15 protein-coding genes are annotated in these 14,535 nt (G+C 32.0%); 10 read left to right on the top strand and 5 right to left on the bottom strand.

Going from position 1 to position 14,535, the window contains the following annotated elements; all coding sequences use genetic code 11:
* Nucleotides 1-97 precede the first annotated feature (97 nt).
* Together ACP7BT_RS01710 and ACP7BT_RS01715 are read left to right on the top strand one after the other, a co-directional pair.
* Entirely contained in the window at nucleotides 98-1,102 is a 1,005-nt protein-coding gene (locus ACP7BT_RS01710; protein ID WP_041080651.1) for a LacI family DNA-binding transcriptional regulator, read from the top strand.
* Between the two features lie 11 nt (nucleotides 1,103-1,113).
* Nucleotides 1,114-2,778 carry a glycoside hydrolase family 13 protein gene (locus ACP7BT_RS01715; protein ID WP_041080653.1) on the top strand — a complete coding sequence of 555 codons (1,665 nt, stop codon included), beginning with the start codon at nucleotides 1,114-1,116 and terminating at the stop codon, nucleotides 2,776-2,778.
* A gap of 85 nt (nucleotides 2,779-2,863) precedes the next feature.
* Here the strand turns inward: ACP7BT_RS01715 and ACP7BT_RS01720 are convergent, their stop codons facing one another.
* Together ACP7BT_RS01720 and zwf are read right to left on the bottom strand one after the other, a co-directional pair.
* Nucleotides 2,864-3,745: an AraC family transcriptional regulator gene (locus tag ACP7BT_RS01720; RefSeq protein WP_041080655.1), complete on the bottom strand. Its 882-nt coding sequence runs from the start codon at nucleotides 3,743-3,745 to the stop codon at nucleotides 2,864-2,866.
* A 410-nt stretch (nucleotides 3,746-4,155) separates the two neighbouring features.
* Entirely contained in the window at nucleotides 4,156-5,640 is a 1,485-nt protein-coding gene (gene zwf / locus ACP7BT_RS01725; RefSeq protein ID WP_037538404.1) for a glucose-6-phosphate dehydrogenase, read from the bottom strand.
* Nucleotides 5,641-5,790: 150 nt separating this feature from the next.
* Between zwf and rnz the strand changes: the two genes are divergently transcribed.
* Nucleotides 5,791-6,711 (top strand): ribonuclease Z, encoded by a 921-nt coding sequence (gene rnz / locus ACP7BT_RS01730; RefSeq protein WP_002483224.1) that lies wholly within the window; start codon nucleotides 5,791-5,793, stop codon nucleotides 6,709-6,711.
* Nucleotides 6,712-6,863: 152 nt separating this feature from the next.
* Here rnz and proC read toward each other — a convergent pair whose 3' ends face one another.
* Nucleotides 6,864-7,679 carry a pyrroline-5-carboxylate reductase gene (gene proC / locus ACP7BT_RS01735; protein WP_011303054.1) on the bottom strand — a complete coding sequence of 272 codons (816 nt, stop codon included), beginning with the start codon at nucleotides 7,677-7,679 and terminating at the stop codon, nucleotides 6,864-6,866.
* Between the two features lie 151 nt (nucleotides 7,680-7,830).
* Between proC and ACP7BT_RS01740 the strand changes: the two genes are divergently transcribed.
* A complete protein-coding gene (locus tag ACP7BT_RS01740; protein WP_002483226.1) occupies nucleotides 7,831-8,589 on the top strand; it encodes an SDR family NAD(P)-dependent oxidoreductase in 759 nt (252 codons plus the stop codon).
* A 108-nt stretch (nucleotides 8,590-8,697) separates the two neighbouring features.
* Here ACP7BT_RS01740 and ACP7BT_RS01745 read toward each other — a convergent pair whose 3' ends face one another.
* On the bottom strand, nucleotides 8,698-9,612 hold the full coding sequence (locus ACP7BT_RS01745) for an aldo/keto reductase (RefSeq protein ID WP_002483227.1): 915 nt from the start codon (nucleotides 9,610-9,612) through the stop codon (nucleotides 8,698-8,700).
* Between the two features lie 159 nt (nucleotides 9,613-9,771).
* Between ACP7BT_RS01745 and ACP7BT_RS01750 the strand changes: the two genes are divergently transcribed.
* The 3 genes from ACP7BT_RS01750 to xerD all read left to right on the top strand — a co-directional run bounded on the left by ACP7BT_RS01750 (nucleotide 9,772) and on the right by xerD (nucleotide 11,791).
* Nucleotides 9,772-10,314, top strand: a complete 543-nt coding sequence (locus tag ACP7BT_RS01750; RefSeq protein ID WP_037538405.1) for an NUDIX hydrolase — start codon at nucleotides 9,772-9,774, stop codon at nucleotides 10,312-10,314.
* A gap of 103 nt (nucleotides 10,315-10,417) precedes the next feature.
* Nucleotides 10,418-10,864 carry a Fur family transcriptional regulator gene (locus tag ACP7BT_RS01755; protein WP_002483229.1) on the top strand — a complete coding sequence of 149 codons (447 nt, stop codon included), beginning with the start codon at nucleotides 10,418-10,420 and terminating at the stop codon, nucleotides 10,862-10,864.
* Nucleotides 10,865-10,903: 39 nt separating this feature from the next.
* Nucleotides 10,904-11,791 (top strand): site-specific tyrosine recombinase XerD, encoded by an 888-nt coding sequence (xerD, locus tag ACP7BT_RS01760; RefSeq protein ID WP_426303715.1) that lies wholly within the window; start codon nucleotides 10,904-10,906, stop codon nucleotides 11,789-11,791.
* A 68-nt stretch (nucleotides 11,792-11,859) separates the two neighbouring features.
* On the opposite strand, the gene ACP7BT_RS01765 is transcribed toward xerD, so the two are convergent.
* Nucleotides 11,860-12,366: a DUF309 domain-containing protein gene (locus tag ACP7BT_RS01765; RefSeq protein ID WP_002483231.1), complete on the bottom strand. Its 507-nt coding sequence runs from the start codon at nucleotides 12,364-12,366 to the stop codon at nucleotides 11,860-11,862.
* 91 nt (nucleotides 12,367-12,457) lie between these two features.
* Here ACP7BT_RS01765 and ACP7BT_RS01770 point away from each other — a divergent pair, with 91 nt between their 5' ends.
* Genes ACP7BT_RS01770 through ACP7BT_RS01780 form a run of 3 tightly spaced genes read left to right on the top strand, consistent with a single transcriptional unit; the run spans nucleotide 12,458 to nucleotide 14,454 of the window.
* A complete protein-coding gene (locus ACP7BT_RS01770; RefSeq protein WP_041080657.1) occupies nucleotides 12,458-13,192 on the top strand; it encodes a segregation and condensation protein A in 735 nt (244 codons plus the stop codon).
* Nucleotides 13,176-13,724 carry an SMC-Scp complex subunit ScpB gene (scpB, locus tag ACP7BT_RS01775; RefSeq protein ID WP_002483233.1) on the top strand — a complete coding sequence of 183 codons (549 nt, stop codon included), beginning with the start codon at nucleotides 13,176-13,178 and terminating at the stop codon, nucleotides 13,722-13,724. The genes ACP7BT_RS01770 and scpB overlap by 17 nt, the downstream gene beginning before the upstream one ends.
* Nucleotides 13,717-14,454, top strand: coding sequence for a pseudouridine synthase (locus tag ACP7BT_RS01780; protein ID WP_002483234.1), 738 nt, complete (start codon nucleotides 13,717-13,719; stop codon nucleotides 14,452-14,454). Before scpB ends, ACP7BT_RS01780 begins: the two co-directional genes overlap by 8 nt.
* The last annotated feature ends 81 nt before the right edge of the window (nucleotides 14,455-14,535 follow it).

The raw sequence follows: 14,535 nt of genomic DNA on the forward strand, positions 1-14,535 counted from the left end.
CGTTTGCACAAATCTTTTGACTTTGGTTTATATTTTCTTTATTATTTATTTTAGCAAGAGAAAGCGCTTTATTAGTTAATTAAAGGATGTCGTTATATTGGTAACTATAAAGGATATTGCAAATGTAGCAAATGTGTCTCCTTCTACTGTTTCCCGTGTGATTAGTGGTAATAGTCGCATAAGTGTAGCCACACAGGAAAAAGTGAAAAAAATAATGGCTGATTTTAATTACCAGCCAAACCATGCTGCAAGAACGCTCATAACAAAAAAATCAAAAACAATTGGTATTATTCAAAAGCAAGGTGACAAAGCAACAAGACAAAATCCATTTATTATAGAAGTATTGTCTGGTGTTTATATTGAATGTAAATACTATGATTATGCAACCATATCTACAACAGGTGAGCAAACTAGTGAAATCATAGCTGAAGTAAAACATATGATTCAGTCTCATGCAGTTGAAGGATTTATATTGCTTTATTCAAAAGAAAACGACGAGATTGCTAATTTATTAAAACAACATGCCATACCTTATGTTGTTATAGGTAAACCAATCAACAATGAAAATGTGGTACATATAGATAATGATAATATTTTGGCATCACAATTATTAACGCGCTATTTAATAGATTTAGGACATAAAACGTTTCTATTTTTAGCGGAGATGGGTGATTATGAGGTAGTGAAAGATCGCATTAAAGGTTATAAACAAACATTGAAGGTTGCTAATTTAAAACCGAGTATAATGTTTACAGATTTGAGTCGCCAACAAATTATAAATCACTTAAAGGCGCTTGTTACTGAAAACGCTTTACCAACTATCATTATTACCTCCGACACTATGCTTAATCAACTCGTTTTAAGTGCACTATATGAATTGAATATTACTATTCCTGAAGACATACAAACTGCAACTTTTAATGACTCATATATATCAGCATACGCAGCACCACCACAAACTGCTGTAGATATTCAACCTCAATTACTAGGTAAAGCTGCAGGTGAAAGTATTATTAAATTAGTAAAAGATAGCCACATTGAATATATGAATAAAATCATACCAACGCATATCATTAATCGTTGCTCAACCAAAAAATATTAGGAGGAAACATTATGAATAAACAATGGTGGAAAGAAGCTGTCGCATATCAAGTTTATCCAAGAAGCTTTAATGACTCAAACAATGATGGTATCGGTGACTTACCGGGTGTTATAGAAAAGTTGGATTATTTAAAGGACTTAGGTATCGATGTTATTTGGTTAAGCCCAATGTATAAATCACCAAATGATGATAACGGATATGATATTAGTGATTATAAAGATATTATGGATGAATTTGGTACGATGCATGATTTTAATCAATTACTAGAAGGTGTACATAAACGTGGCATGAAATTAATCCTTGATCTTGTTGTTAATCATACTTCAGATGAACATCCTTGGTTCATTGAATCAAAATCAAGCAAAGACAACCCCAAGCGAGATTGGTACATCTGGAAAAAGCCAAAATCAGATGGTTCTGAACCAAATAATTGGGAAAGCATATTTAATGGTTCAACTTGGGAATTTGATGAGCAAACTCAAGAATATTATTTCCATTTGTTTAGTAAAAAACAACCTGATTTAAACTGGGATAATCCAGCAGTTCGTAATGAAATATTTGATATGATGAATTGGTGGTTTGAAAAAGGAATTGATGGTTTTAGAGTAGATGCAATTACACATATAAAAAAATCATTCGAGGCTGGAGATTTATCCGTACCTGAAGGTAAAACATATGCACCGGCATTTGATGTTGATATGAATCAACCTGGCATTCAAACATGGTTACAGGAAATGAAAGATAAATCACTAAGTCAGTATAATATTATGACTGTAGGCGAAGCCAATGGTGTTAATCCAGATAATGCAGAGGATTGGGTAGGGGAAGATAAAGGCAAATTTAACATGATATTCCAATTCGAACATTTAGGTTTATGGAACACCGGTGACGTAAAATTTGATGTAAAATCATACAAAACTATATTAAATAGATGGCAAAAGAAACTAGAAAATGTAGGTTGGAATGCGTTATTTATAGAAAATCATGATCAACCTAGACGTGTATCTACATGGGGAGATGACAAAACGTATTGGTATGAATCTGCAACAAGCCATGCAATTGTTTATTTCTTACAACAAGGCACCCCATTTATTTATCAAGGACAGGAAATAGGTATGACAAATTATCCATTTGAAAGCATCGAGACTTTTAATGATGTCGCCGTAGTTAATGAATACAATATTGTAAAAGCGCAAAATGGTGATACGTCTGCATTATTAGAAAAACATAAAATGGAAAATAGAGATAATTCAAGAACGCCTATGCAATGGAACCAAAATAAAAATGCTGGATTTTCTGATCATCAACCGTGGTTCCCAGTAAATCCTAATTATCAACAAATCAATGTTGCTGAACAACAAGATAATCCAAATTCAATACTCAATTTTTATAAAGCAATGATTCAATTGAAAAAATCTGATGATGTCTACACATATGGTAAATTTGATCTTGTTGATACAAATAATGAACAAGTATTCGCATATACAAGAACATTAGATGATAAGCAGGTCTTAATTGTCGGTAATCTTACTGATCAAATAACATCTTTAAATATGCCTGATTATATGTCCAATCATAGCAATCATATTTTACTTCATAACTATAAAGACCGCGCTATTAACATGAATGCATTACGACCTTTTGAAGCATTTGTCCTTGATTTAACAAACAAATAAAAATAAACCGAGCCTACAAACGTCTCAGCTTAGCCAATAGATAGACCCACCACAATAATGAGTGGTGGGTCTATCTATTTATATTTTATCGGTTTGTTTCATCATAATCTAAGTATTGTTCTTGATCTACAGGCATCCATAATTGAATTTTACAAAATGGATCATCAAATGAGATATCAAATGGATATACTTCAACGTAAAGACTATTGTGTTCATAAGGTAAAGTCATTTGTAAGCTTGTTTCTATATAATACCATGCCTCATTCACAACATAGTCTAACTCACCTTGTAGATTAAATTTTGCATATTGCCTTTCTGGAAGATATCTACTTTCTAAATGAGACGGATACCTTTCACTAGGCACACCAACAAATATTTCCATACCTTCATCTAGCGGACAATTTACTACAAACAATTCATGTGGACTAATATCATTGTAACGTTGTAGCTCCTTGATTTTTCCATCTTCCATTAAGTCCTCAAGAAAATCTGGTACCTTAAAAGGATTCTCTAAATGTTCTGAATCGATAAATTGTGCATAACCAACTAAAGCTATGCCCGCTGTATCCTCTAAACGATATGCATTGGGCGGTTTTTCTGTTGTTGTTAATTTAATATATAAACGTGGTTGCATCTTTAGCTCTTCACGTTTTGTGTTGACTTGAATAGGTGAAACCCCGTGAAAGTCACTAAAATCATTTGCAAAAGCATTTGTGTCACTGTAATGATATTTTTTAGCAATATCCATTAATCGACTAGATCCACTTATAATTTCATTCGCTGCTAATGTCATTCTACGAGACCTAGCATATTCTGTCGGAGATTGACCAACAATCATTTTAAACGATTGATCGAGGTGATATGGTGAAAGACCAACGTAATCACTGAGTGCTTGCAAATGAAAAGGCACTAATAAATGATCTTCTATATAAACAATTGCCTGTTGTATTTGCTTGATAACGTCCAAAACTTTCACTCCTAAACTAGATTTTCCATTCAAATAACAAACCATAAACTATCTACTGATAGAGCACGAATCAAATTCACAACGAATCACTTTTCTCACGAAGTAACCCTCTATATTTATCAGCCGATGTATCAACTGAATAACACAAAAAACATATGATCCGTGTTTTACTACTCTTAAAAAATGACTACATAATATAATATGTTTTTAACTGATTAAGTATATTCTACATCATTTTCATTCCGCTTACATCTTAAAAATATTAAATAGGGTAAAATGTAAATAAGTTATTTGGCATTCACTTTTTTTACTCAATAGCTTAAATCATAACATAAAAAAATAGTTAACAAAAAAGCATCAACATTGTAAAGTTACAAATGTTGATGCTCGTATGATTAGCAATATATTATTTAATGAATATCGTCCCACCATTTGAAACCATCTCTACTTAATAATAAATCACTATCAAGCGGACCATTAGAACCTGACTCATAATTAGGGAACTCTGGTTCATTTTGATTCCATTCTTCTTGAATTGCATCTACAAACTTCCATGTAGATTTTAATTCTTCCCAATGTGTAAAGTTTGTAGCATCACCATTTAAACAATCAAACAATAAGTTTTCATATGCATCGACTGTGTTCATTTTATCTTGTGCACTCATTGCATATGATAATTGAACAGGTTCTGTCTCTATGCCTTGTACATTTTTCTTAGCATTTAAGTGTAATGACACACCTTCATTAGGCTGAATATTGATTACAAGTAAGTTTGAGTCTAATTTTTTATCAGTTTCATAATACAAGTTCATTGGCACTTCTTTAAATTCAACAACAACTTGTATTGTTTTACTCTTCATACGTTTACCAGTTCTAATATAAAAAGGTACGCCTGCCCATCTAAAGTTATCGATCGTTAATTTACCTGCTACGAAAGTAGGGGTAGTTGAATTTTCAGCAACACGATCTTCATCTCTATATTTTGGTACTTTTTGACCTTGGATTACACCTTCATCATATTGACCACGGACAAAGTTCTGTCTCACTTCTTCTGGTTCTAATTTTCGTAATGATTTAAGCGCTTTTACTTTTTCTGCTCTAATATCTTCACTGTGTAAACTGATAGGCGCTTCCATAGCAAGTAGGGCAACCATTTGTAGCATATGGTTTTGTACCATATCTTTTAATGCACCACTTGATTCATAATAACCACCTCTATCTTCTACACCTAATACTTCAGAAGAGGTTACTTGGATATTGGAAATATATTTGTTATTCCATAGTGGTTCGAACATTGCATTAGCAAAACGTAACACTTCGATATTTTGTACCATATCTTTACCTAAGTAATGATCAATACGATAAATTTCTTCTTCTTTAAATGAACGACGTAATTGTTCATTTAAATCTTCAGCAGAGGCTAAATCAGAGCCAAATGGTTTTTCGATGACTAAACGTTTGAAACCAGTCGTTTCTGTTAATCCAGATGATTTTAAATAATCAGAAATTACACCAAAGAATTTTGGCGCCATAGCTAAATAGAACAATCTATTACCATTTAAATTAAATTCAGTGTCTAGTTTATTACTAACTTCTAGTAATGATTGATAGCTTGCTTCGTCACTTACATCGTGTTTATGATAAAATACATGTTCCATAAATTTATCAAGATGCTTCGTGTCTTTAACATGTTCTTGAATAGATGATTTCACTTGACTACGAAAATCATCATTTGTTAACTCTCTTCGACCTATACCAATTATAGCAACTTGTTCATTTAAATTTTCTTGTTGATATAGATGGAATAATGATGGGAATAATTTTCTGTGACTTAAATCACCCGTTGCTCCGAATATTGTTATTAAGCATGGAATGTCTTTATTTTTAGTATTCAAGATCAAAACCTCAATTCTTTTTATAAATCTCTTTATATTATAGAACAATAATCTGTTTAGTTCATACCTTTTTGCTTGAGATAAGAAAATTTTAATATATTTTTTATTCTTTTCTATGATAAAATGTGAACAAGAAGAGGAGGCATATGCATGGAAATAACATTTTTTGGTACGAGTGCTGGTCTACCAACAAAAGAACGAAATACACAAGCAATTGCATTAAACTTGGAACCATATTCTAATAATATCTGGCTATTTGATGTCGGTGAAGGTACACAACACCAAATATTGCATCATTCTATTAAATTAGGAAAGGTAGATCACATTTTTATAACGCATATGCATGGCGACCATATTTTTGGGTTACCAGGATTATTAACGAGTAGGTCGTTTCAAGGTGGTGAAGGTAAGCCACTAACACTCATTGGACCTAAAGGAATTAAAGCATATATAGAAACGACTTTACGTTTATCTGAATCTAAATTAAATTATCCAATTACATATATAGAAATCGAAAACCACTTATCCTATCAAAATAATGGTTTTAATGTAGAAGCGCATATGTTAAATCACGGTATACCTTCTTTCGGATATCGTATCGAAGCACCCTATACATCTGGAAAAATAGATGTATCGGCGCTTAAAGAAATTGGGTTAGAGCCTGGGCCTAAATATCAAGATGTAAAAAATAATGAAACATTTGAATATAATGGCATTATTTATAATTCCAAAGATTTTAAAGGGGATGCTGTGAAAGGACCTGTTATCGCTATATTTGGTGATACAATGCCGTGTCAAAATGAAGAAATCATCGCCGATCATGCTAATGTTATGGTTCATGAAAGTACTTATATAGAAGGTGATAAATCATTAGCAAACAATTATCATCATAGCCATATTGAGGATGTATTTACACTAATAGAAAATGCCCACGTAGATTATAGCTTGATTACACACATGAGTAATCGTTACACAATTGAAGAAGTTGAAACGATTAGTAAATCACTTAAATCACTTCCCACTACACCTCCATTTAAATTTGTGAAAGATTTTGATTCGTGGTCTTTTTAAAACTTGCTTATAATAATGAATATAGTGGAAATTAAAATCTCATATATAAAATACCCTTTAAAGTGAAATTTTTAGAACTTCTACTTTAAAGGGTATTTATAATTTTATGAAAAAACATGTTTCTATTTATTATTGTTGTAAAATGTCAGTCCTTAATCTTCATCCTGGCTTGAAAGTTCAACGCTACGATCCACTGCAGCTCTCAAACAATCCTCAAAAACACTTTCTAAGTCATGTTGTGAAAGGGCATTTAACCCTGCTTGAGTAGTGCCACCTTTAGATGTGATGTTTTTTCTAAGTTGTTCCATGCTTAATTCAGAACGTTCAATCATTTTACTTGTTCCAATAATTAAGTTGCGAATCGATTCTTCGACTTGTGCTTTTTCCAAACCTAAGCGTGTACCAGCTGTAACATATTGTTCGAATACATGGTATAAAAATGCTGGACCACTTCCTGTAATGGCTGTCACTTGATGTAAATTGTCCTCTGGAACCTCTATTGCTGAACCAAAGGCATTAATTAATTCATCGACTTCATCTTTAGAATTTGGACCAAAATTACTTGAAAAACTAATTCCAGTAACTGAATGACCTACATGTGCATTGGTATTTGGCATAATACGTGCAATTGGATTGTCCGCTTCCAATTTTTCTCTTATATAACTAATAGGTAAACCAGCCATGATAGAGATAAATTTATTTTTGTCTGTTATAAATGGTTTAATTCTTTCTGCTAATGATTCGAAATCATAAGGTTTAGTTCCTAAAAATACATAATCTGCCGCTTTTAATAACGCTTCATCATCATAACTATAATTGACACCTAACTTTTCAGCATATTCTTTAAGTGCAACTTCATTAGAACGATTTGTTAAATAAATATCATTGGAATCTATAACTTTAGAATTAACGATACCTGTAAAAATTGCATGTGCCATATTACCAGCACCATAAAATACTAGTTTCATGTGAACATTTCACTTCCTCTGAGTTTTTATGTTTCATTTATGTATCTATAGTAACATAGTTTCACAATATGCCTAATATTTCCATAATAAATGGCATAACGTAATGACTTCATATATACTATCCATATACTAACAAAGGGTAGGGATACATATGATAGGTAGACATTATGTCTTAACAGGCGCATCAGGTGGATTAGGTAAATCTATCTTACACATTCTATTACAAAAACAGGTCTATGTGACTGCACTGGTACGTGACGTTAATAAGCTAAAGCCGCTTCAATTAAAATATGGCTCCTCACATTTAAAGATTATCCAATGTGATTTACAGTCCACATCGCAAATCGTCCAACTTAGCAACCATTTTAAAGGACAATCCATCGATGGTATCATCTATAGTTCTGGGTTAGGTTATTTCAAATCAATTGATCAACACACAATAGAAGAAATGCAAGAAACATATATGTTAAATGTAATTAGCTTTAATTCATTATTAACTACATTACAACCACATTTCAGTCGCATGCCTACAATCGTAGGCATTGGAAGTCAGTCTGCATTTTTGACACAAGCTTCAGCTGCCCATTACGGTGCTAGTAAAGCTGCATTTAATCAAGTACTAAATGCACTCCGTATTGAAAAACCCAATTACCATGTACTAACAGTTAATACAGGACCGATAGCAACACCATTCCATGAAAAAGCAGATCCTTCATTAACATATTCAAAAAAATATAAAAAAATCATGCTAAACTCCGATAAATTAGCTCAACGTATTGTTAATGCGATAATCACTCAAAAAGAAGAAATTAATGCACCCAGTTGGATGCATCATCTCTTACGTATTTATCAGTTAGCACCTCGATTTATTGAAAAACACTTCACTTTTTTATTTAATAACAAATCTTAATCAATATGAGTAGTTATACAATATTAAAAGCGTATGAGTAAGATTAAATAGGATACAGTTTAGTTCACTTTCCTATCTAAAATAACTCATACGCTTTAATTGGTTAACTTATTTTAAATGTTGCGTGTATTCTAAATTTTTAACGCGATCACGTGCTGCTTTCAATTTTTCTAAGCTGATATCTTTAGACAGTTTATAATTTTCAACATTTTCATCCAGTTGATTCACACTACTTGCCCCTACAATGATTGAACCTAACGCATCATGAGAGGTTAAGTAATTAAATGTTAAACTGGAGAGATTGCTTTCGATTTCTTTAATAGATGCAACAGTTTCGCCTAATTCAGGATATGTGTAATCAAAAATACCTTCTGAAAACTTACGATCTAAGGCTTGATTACTGTTAGAAGTTAACAATCCTTTAAAAACTGGACCACGAGCTAAAACTTTTACTTTTTTAGCATGTACATCATCTAATAAAGCTTCCGGTCTGTTATCTATTAAATTAAATTGAGACATGAGTGTTTCAATATCACTATGTTTTAAATAATAATTGATAACATTGGGTCTAATTGAAGAAATACCATATGCTCGGATGATGCCTTCTTGTTTCAATTCATCGAATGCAGCAATCGTTTCATCTAGGGGATCATCTATCGTTCCACCATGTAATTGATACAAGTCTAAATGGTCAAGTCCTAAGCGACTTAATGAACCTTTTACTGCTTCTTTAATGTATGCTTTCGAAGGGTCCCAAAATGTAGAACCATCATCAGCTAAATGATTTCCTACTTTAGAACCAATGACGATGTCACTTCTATCTTGATATTTTTTAAGTGTTTTACCTACAATATCTTCATTTACACCTTTATCATATATATCTGCTGTATCAAAGTAAGTAATACCATGTTCTATTGCACGTTCTATAATTGGTTCAGCTTGGTTAATATCTGTGCCTAAACTCATACAACCTAATCCTAATTCTGAGAGTTCAATACCACTTTTTAAAACATTTTTTTGCATGTCGTTTCTCCTTTCGATACACTCAAATCATAGGGATTAAAAATAAATTTACTAAATACGATTTATTTGTCATTTGAAATACTTATTTTAATTGCTCCCTATATACTAACGTATTTATCTTAACAGTAACTTAAATCAAATTAAAGGAACGTGATTAAAATGAATTTATATGAGAAAACAATACATAAAGAATCCATTTATAAAGGCGCAATTATTGATTTAGAAGTCCACGATGTTGAATTACCCGATGGCAACACATCTAAACGTGAATTAGTTTATCATAATGGGGCAGTCGCAGTTTGTCCGGTGACACCTGATAACAAAGTCATCTTAGTAAAACAATTTCGTAAACCAGCTGAAAAGCCATTATTAGAAATTCCAGCAGGCAAATTAGAAAAAGGCGAAGAACGACTTTCTGCAGCTAAGCGTGAATTAGAAGAAGAAACAGGTTATATAGCTGAAGATTTAGAACTAATTACAGAAATGTACGGTTCTCCTGGTTTTTCAAATGAGAAAATTTCCATATATATGGCTAATAGTTTAAAAGTTGGAGAAATGCATCTCGATGATGATGAATTTATTGAATTAGTATATTACGATGTAGACGACATTAAAGATATGTTAAAAAATAAGTATTTCGAAGATGCTAAAACGATTATTGCATTACAACATTTACTCCTTAATTATAATGATTATAAATAAGAAGCAAGTTGACTTGCGTATTTTATCAATTACTGGTATTTTATATATAAATCATTATGTAAATTAAAATGATTATAATTATTAGTAGGGGAGTGAGGCTTCCGTGGAAGAACGTTTAAATCGCGTGAAGCAACAATTACAACAATCTTCATATAAATTGACACCTCAACGTGAAGCTACGTTGCGTGTTTTAATTGAAAATGAAAAAGATCATTTAAGTGCTGAAGATGTTTATTTAAAAGTGAAGGACAAAGCACCTGAAATAGGTCTAGCAACAGTATATCGTACGTTAGAGCTATTATCAGAATTAAAAGTTGTTGATAAAATTAATTTCGGAGATGGCGTCGCTCGTTTTGATTTACGTAAAGAAGGCGCAAAACATTTTCACCACCACCTTGTTTGTATGGAATGTGGCAAAGTAGAAGAAATTGAAGAAGACTTATTGCCACAAGTTGAAGAACGTGTCGAAAATGATTTTAATTTTAGAATTTCTGATCATCGTTTGACATTCCATGGTGTATGTTCTGATTGCCAGGCATTGGGTAAATAACTCAGCTACGTACACCATTTTAAAGATAGAGGTGGTATCTTGGATACGATTATTGAAGAATATTTGAAATTCATTCAATTAGAAAAAGGATTAAGCTCGAATACAATAGGAGCTTATCGGAGAGATTTAAAAAAATATAATACGTTTTTAGAGTTACAAAAGATTAGTCATATTGATTTTATTGATAGAGCATCCATTCAACAATGTCTGGGGTATTTACATGATAATGGCGCTTCTGCTAAATCGTTAGCACGGTTTATTTCAACAATTAGAAGCTTTCATCAATTTGCGTTGAGAGAAAAGTATGCTGCAAAAGATCCAACTGTACTTATCGAGACACCCAAATATGATCGCAAATTACCTGATGTATTAGAAATAAATGAAGTGTTAGCACTATTGGAAACGCCCAATTTGGCTAAAATAAATGGCTATCGAGATCGCACAATGCTAGAGTTATTATATGCGACAGGCATGCGTGTTTCTGAGCTCATCAAAATTGAGTTAGAAGATGTAAATTTAATTATGGGCTTTGTCAAAGTATTTGGAAAAGGTAATAAAGAGCGTATTGTACCTTTAGGTGACACAGTAATAGAATATTTAAAGACGTACATAGAAACCATTCGTCCTCAATTGTTGAAGAAAACAGTGACGAATACCTTATTTCTAAATATGCATGGCAAACCTTTATCAAGACAAGCTATATGGAAAATGATTAAACAAAACGCTATCAAAGCTAATATCACAAAATCATTAACACCACATACATTGAGACATTCATTTGCCACGCATTTACTAGAAAATGGGGCGGATTTACGTGCAGTTCAAGAAATGTTAGGACATTCTGATATATCTACCACACAATTGTATACACATGTATCCAAATCACAAATTAGAAAAATGTATAATGAATTTCATCCACGTGCATAAACACAGACAAGTTGATTCGTTGAATAACTCGCCTGTGTTTTTATATGCAAACAATTGGTTTAGTACTTTTATTTTCTATCTTGTTGTTTTTGATATAATGCGTTTAAACGAGCCTCATTCACTTCTGTTCTATCTCTTTCTAAATGATGATTAACAATGTAACTATCTCTAATAACATATTCCGTCATGATATAGTTTGGATACGTTGTTAAAATTTTTTGTTGCATTTGTGAAGTGATTGGTAACTGTACTGGTGCAAATTGTTGACCATTTTCAATAGCATGTACTAATTCAGCAATCACTTTTTGGTATGCTTTGATATCAATACCTAGATTGATTTCTTCTTTGTAAGGTTCAATAACTTTTAATGCTTTTCTAAAAGATTTGATAGCACCTTTATCATTTTCTCTACGAAAGTGATAACATCCAGTTGCAAATAAAATTAAACTGACGACAGCGTCATCCTTACTGAAAGATTTATTTTCCTTCCAAGCTTCCTCTAAAATGTCATGACATAAAAAGTAATGTTGATTCGTATGAAATTGAAAATAAAATTCCTTTAATGCATTTTCCATAAAAAACCGCTCCAAATTTAAATGTTTTCATTAAACATGCTATAATACTTTAGTGAATTACGCACTTAACTTGCGATATGAGGTAGATAAAATGTACGAAGTAAAACTAGATGCCTTTAATGGACCATTAGATTTATTATTGCATCTTATACAAAAAATTGAAATTGATATTTATGATATTCCTATGAAAGCATTAACTGAGCAGTATATGCAATATATACATACGATGAATCAATTAGAAATTAATATTGCTAGTGAATACTTAGTCATGGCTTCAGAATTATTGATGATAAAAAGTAAAATGCTTCTACCTCAAACGAATGAAGTGGAAGATTTAGATGATGATCCACGAGACGAATTGGTGGGTCGTTTAATCGAATATCAAAATTATAAAGCCTACACTGAATTTTTAAATGAACGTAAAGTCGAACGTGCTTTATATTTTTCTAAACATCCAACGGATTTATCCCATTTAGAATCCAATGAAACATGGAGCCCAGATAATACAATTGATTTAACAGAATTAATCATTGCCTATCAAAAAGTAAAAAACAGAGTTGAGTTCCATACACCTAAAACAGTAGATATACGTAAAGAAACATTCACAATACAACAAGCAACTTCACAAGTCACTGATAAATTAAAGCAGCATGAGTCCTTTAACTTCTTTAGCTTATTTAATTTTACAGAACCGATAGAAATGGTAGTGACACATTTCTTAGCTATACTTGAAATGTCGAAATCCGGTATAGTAAATATTGAACAAGCAAAAAGTTTTGATGATATTAATATTTTAAGAGGAGTAAACTATGGCGTTGCAAGATAAAGGCATATTAGAAGCACTACTATACACAGCCGGAGACGAAGGTTTGGATCAACAGCAACTACTAGAAATTTTAGAAATTGAACCAACAACATTAACAGAATTAATTGAAGCGTATGATTCACCCGGTTTAACGATTCAACACTACGGTAATACTTATGTATTAACTACCAAGAAAGAAGCATCTGATTATATCGAACAATTAATTGAACAAAAATCAAAAATGAAATTATCACAAGCTGCAATGGAATCTTTATCCATCATTGCATATAATCAGCCCTTATCACGCAGTGATATTGAACTAATTAGAGGTATTAATTCAGACGGCGCTGTTAAAACATTAATCGCTCGCGGTTTAGTAGAAGCTAAAGAGGAAGCCGATTCTAGAAGTCATCAACTTTATACCACTGAACTATTTTTAAACGTATTTGGTATTGAACATTTAGACGATTTACCTACTACAGACGAAGAAGATGAAGAAATCGAAGCGTTCTTTAGTAACTTAGTTAATCAAAAAGGAGATAATCATGAATAAAGATACAGAAAGACTTCAAAAACGTATTGCCAACAGTGGCTATACTTCACGTAGAAAAGCAGAAACTTTAATTACTGAAGGCAAAGTAAAAGTGAATGGCACAGTTGAAACTGAATTAGGCACTAAAGTTAAACCTTCTGATAGCATCGAAGTAGAGGGTATCAAATTAGAACAAGAAGACAAATTATATATACTATTTTATAAACCTGCACAAGTCATCACCAGTGTTTCAGATGACAGAGGGCGTAAAGTTGTAACTGACTACTTTAAACAAATTAAAACAAGAATTTATCCAGTTGGCCGTTTAGATTATGATACATCTGGTTTATTATTACTGACAAATGACGGCGAATTCACTAATCTTATGACACATCCACGTTATAAAATAAAGAAAAAATATGTAGTAAAATTAAAAGGTTATCTCATGCGTGAAGAAGTGAAATCGCTTGAACAAGGTGTCCAACTAGAAGATGGTGTTACTCAACCTGCTATAATTAAAGTGAAAAATCAAGATAAAGATAAAAACACAACATTAGTTGAAATCACTATTACTGAAGGACGTAATCGACAAGTGCGTCGCATGTTTGAACATTTTGGACATCAAGTAACCAAATTGCAACGCATTGAATTTGGACCATTAAACTTGAAAGGTTTAAATGCTGGTGAAGGTAGAGTACTTACGCCACACGAAGTTAAAATGATACGCCAAATTGCAGAACACGGTAATTAATCTGAATTTAAATTATCAACTATGATAATTTTTTCACAAACTTTTTCTTCATAACCACTTTTAACCTTAAAGCTATGATAT

Origin of the sequence: Staphylococcus sp. Y174-1 (assembly GCF_049897865.1) — a bacterium.
Lineage (GTDB): Bacteria > Bacillota > Bacilli > Staphylococcales > Staphylococcaceae > Staphylococcus > Staphylococcus saprophyticus.

What these genes read in the sequence shown, in the direction of transcription:
- ACP7BT_RS01715 (WP_041080653.1), top strand. Translation starts at nt 1,114, where the DNA reads ATGAATAAACAATGGTGGAAAGAAGCTGTCGCATATCAAGTTTATCCA.
- rnz (WP_002483224.1), top strand. Translation starts at nt 5,791, where the DNA reads ATGGAAATAACATTTTTTGGTACGAGTGCTGGTCTACCAACAAAAGAA.
- proC (WP_011303054.1), bottom strand. Translation starts at nt 7,679, where the DNA reads ATGAAACTAGTATTTTATGGTGCTGGTAATATGGCACATGCAATTTTT.
- ACP7BT_RS01740 (WP_002483226.1), top strand. Translation starts at nt 7,831, where the DNA reads ATGATAGGTAGACATTATGTCTTAACAGGCGCATCAGGTGGATTAGGT.
- ACP7BT_RS01745 (WP_002483227.1), bottom strand. Translation starts at nt 9,612, where the DNA reads ATGCAAAAAAATGTTTTAAAAAGTGGTATTGAACTCTCAGAATTAGGA.
- ACP7BT_RS01750 (WP_037538405.1), top strand. Translation starts at nt 9,772, where the DNA reads ATGAATTTATATGAGAAAACAATACATAAAGAATCCATTTATAAAGGC.
- ACP7BT_RS01765 (WP_002483231.1), bottom strand. Translation starts at nt 12,366, where the DNA reads ATGGAAAATGCATTAAAGGAATTTTATTTTCAATTTCATACGAATCAA.
- ACP7BT_RS01770 (WP_041080657.1), top strand. Translation starts at nt 12,458, where the DNA reads ATGTACGAAGTAAAACTAGATGCCTTTAATGGACCATTAGATTTATTA.
- scpB (WP_002483233.1), top strand. Translation starts at nt 13,176, where the DNA reads ATGGCGTTGCAAGATAAAGGCATATTAGAAGCACTACTATACACAGCC.
- ACP7BT_RS01780 (WP_002483234.1), top strand. Translation starts at nt 13,717, where the DNA reads ATGAATAAAGATACAGAAAGACTTCAAAAACGTATTGCCAACAGTGGC.